Here is a 2965-nt window from a genome sequence, read left to right as displayed (position 1 = left end):
AAAAATGCTTGGAGTTTCCAGGAATCTTGCATCCAGCGATCTTCCTTTTAACTTAAGAATGAACCTGCAATCTTACTTTGAAAAGTATTGGGTAACTGAAGCTTTCGAGTATGCGACTCCGGCCTCTGATTCCTATTATGTAACTGTAGAAAATGCGGATAACAAGCTAATTCTTAAAAGCGAATCAGGTAGATTTTATGTTTACAAAAAGATTGTCAAGATCAGCTGATGATCTGACAAGGCTAAAAAAAGGCAACATATTTAACGTGGTTTAAATTATGTTGCCTTTTTTTATTCTTGGAAACCCAATCAAACATTACAACTTTCTGATTTTTTCCTGAGCATTTATAAACTCACCGGTTACCTGTAAGAAATAAACACCGGATCTCAGGTTATTCAGATCAATCATTATTCTGTTTTCACCTTTTTTAAGGGTTGCTTCCTTACTCATAATTTTGCGACCGGCCACATCAATCAACTGCCATTTAATCTGCTGTTCATTTGGTGATAAGATCTGCAAGGTTGTTTGTTTGTCCGCTGGATTTGGGAAGATTGAAATACGGGTGATGAAGCTACCTGGTATATCAACGGCCACAATGTTTGAATAAGCAAACGAACCATCTATATCCGTTATCTTCAACCGGTAGTAAAGTTTGACGACACCAAGTCTGGAAGCTTCCGGATCAATAAAATTGTACTTATTTTTTTCTGAAGAATTACCTTTTGAAATAACGGATCCGATCGTTTCAAATATTAGATGATCTGTACTGCGTTCCACGTCGTAATGATCTGTATTTACTTCATTCTTTGCATCCCAGTTCAGATACGAAACTTCATTTTTATAATTTCCTTTGAACGTTATTGAATTTAGCGGAAGCGTAAGACTTGTTGCAGCAAAGTAAAAACTGGAAAAACTTGCAATATCGGCTTGCAGCATGTAACCCATCGTTCCATGCGCCTCTGAATAAACAGGATTAATAATCGATGATGTGGCAGAGATTGCATTCTGACAGGGATCGTTATTCTTATGAATCTTTATATCGGCAAGCGTGGTGACCTGGCTTAATGGATCAGCATCTAAGGCATCGTATTCAGCCTTGCTGATGTAGAGCCTGATTTTTACAGTACCGGATGGTTGAAATTGAGGTGTGATCGTTATGTTCCTGTCGGCATAGCTCGCGCCACTTTTTACTCTTACCGCTCCCGCATTATTGTAAAACGAAGAGGTAACGGTCCCAAGATTCTTGCCATTAGGATATATTTCCGCCATGATGTTTCCATCGGGACCTGTAATCGGAACCCAGTAATTATTATTTGAATTATCAATGTTTATTGTAGTACCGGTATTGCAGGAGTTTGCCGCACCACTGGTCACATCTATTAATGCAGGAATGGAGCTTTTACCCGCTACGTCAGCATAACCAAGGAAAGTATATTTCTGCAAACAACCTGCGCAAGCTGGTACAATTGGATTTGCGGCAGCCGGACCTGAATTTGATGTTCCTTTATCCATCACAACGAAAATATCTTTTCCGTCCGGAGAAAAAGCAACATCTCTGTATTTATTGATACTTCCGAAATAAGTTATTGTGTCGGCAGCTGTATTATTAGGAGCAGTTAAAGTGCCCGCAGCATTTAGTCTTAGCCTAACAAGCCTTCCCCATTTTAAAGAGGTAGCTACCAATGATTTACTCCAGCCTGGTATCAAGGTATTAGTATACAGACCCAAACCTGACCAACCTTCTGATGGCCATTGGGCATTTGCGCCGGCAGTATTATCCCACAATGTTTTAAGACTTCCAAAAGCTGTTGAGTTCGGATATGCTGAAAACAAGGGATCCTTATAAGTTGGTCCGATAGCAATCGCGTTATTCACTTCACTGATAATATCGGGACAGGAAGAAGGATTGGCAGGGGTCATACCAGGTGAAGCTCCTGCGGTAGTGCCATTTGCATTACCATCGGCTGCGTATCCAATTACTATCGGATGACCATAATTTTTACCACGTTCAATAACATTGATTTCATCATCGCTAAACGGGCCGTGAGAAGATCCATACAATTTATCTAAAACAGGGTCATAAGCAAACCCCTGATTATTACGGATTCCCATAGCCCAGATTGCGCTTTGAACGCCAAGTGTAGCATTATATGGATTTGTTGCATCCCCGGAACCTGTACTTGGAATCCAGTCACTTAATCCTCCATCTCCATCTGGTTCGAGATTAAACCTCAAAATTTTCCCTTCATAAGATCCATAGACCTGTGCATTTTGGGGGCGCATATGGTTACCAAATTGTCCTGCACCCATATCGCCTGAAGCATAAAACAGGTAATCGATTCCACCAACTGGCGCGATGATCATCCGTTGAGAATTGTGATCGCTACTGCCGGGTAAGGTATCACATAACGAAACCGGTGACTCTAATTTATTTGTTGAAGTGTTATAGCTAAATCTCACCAACCGGTTTGTGAATTTCGTGGAGGTTGATTGACTATATACATAAGATAGATAAACATAATTTTTAGGCGCGATTGGATCCAGAAATTTTGGATGAAGGGCAAGTCCGGCACAGCCACCTTGTGCGCCAGCACCATTACTAAACTGGCAATTGAAAGTGCGCTCCGATAGTTCTAAAAAAGTACTGTTTTGAGATATATCCAAAACTGTATCTTTCGCACCGCTTGCTGAATTAACTTTCAATACACGATAACCCTTGGATTCAGTAATCCATAGATTATTATCCGGTCCATAGGTTACTTCCCACGGATCATTTAACTGACTTGGCTGTGACAAGATCTGCTGATTAAAAACTTCATTCATTCTTCCGGCAGTTACCTTAACCATTGCGGATGGTGTTACAAGGATTTTAAAATTCCCAGTAGAAGTCATTTGGCCTGTTCCGGCAGAGTATACTCTGCAATAATAAGTATTCCCCGGAACCAGTCCGGAAGCATAAATTGT

2 protein-coding genes are annotated in these 2965 nt (G+C 40.6%); one reads left to right on the top strand and one right to left on the bottom strand.

The features are described 5' to 3' along the window. Positions 1-229, top strand: a 229-nt coding sequence (locus tag VK664_RS08440) for a hypothetical protein (protein ID WP_461398201.1), incomplete at its 5' end; no start/stop codon positions are given. An 87-nt stretch (positions 230-316) separates the two neighbouring features. Here the strand turns inward: VK664_RS08440 and VK664_RS08435 are convergent. Then, on the bottom strand, positions 317-2965 hold a 2649-nt coding region (locus VK664_RS08435), incomplete at its 5' end, for a PQQ-dependent sugar dehydrogenase (protein WP_461398200.1).

It is taken from the genome of Flavitalea sp. (genome assembly GCF_035489435.1).
Classification (GTDB): domain Bacteria; phylum Bacteroidota; class Bacteroidia; order Chitinophagales; family Chitinophagaceae; genus DATHKG01.
Note: the sequence above shows the minus strand (reverse complement) of the source record. Positions and strands in the feature narration are given on the sequence as shown.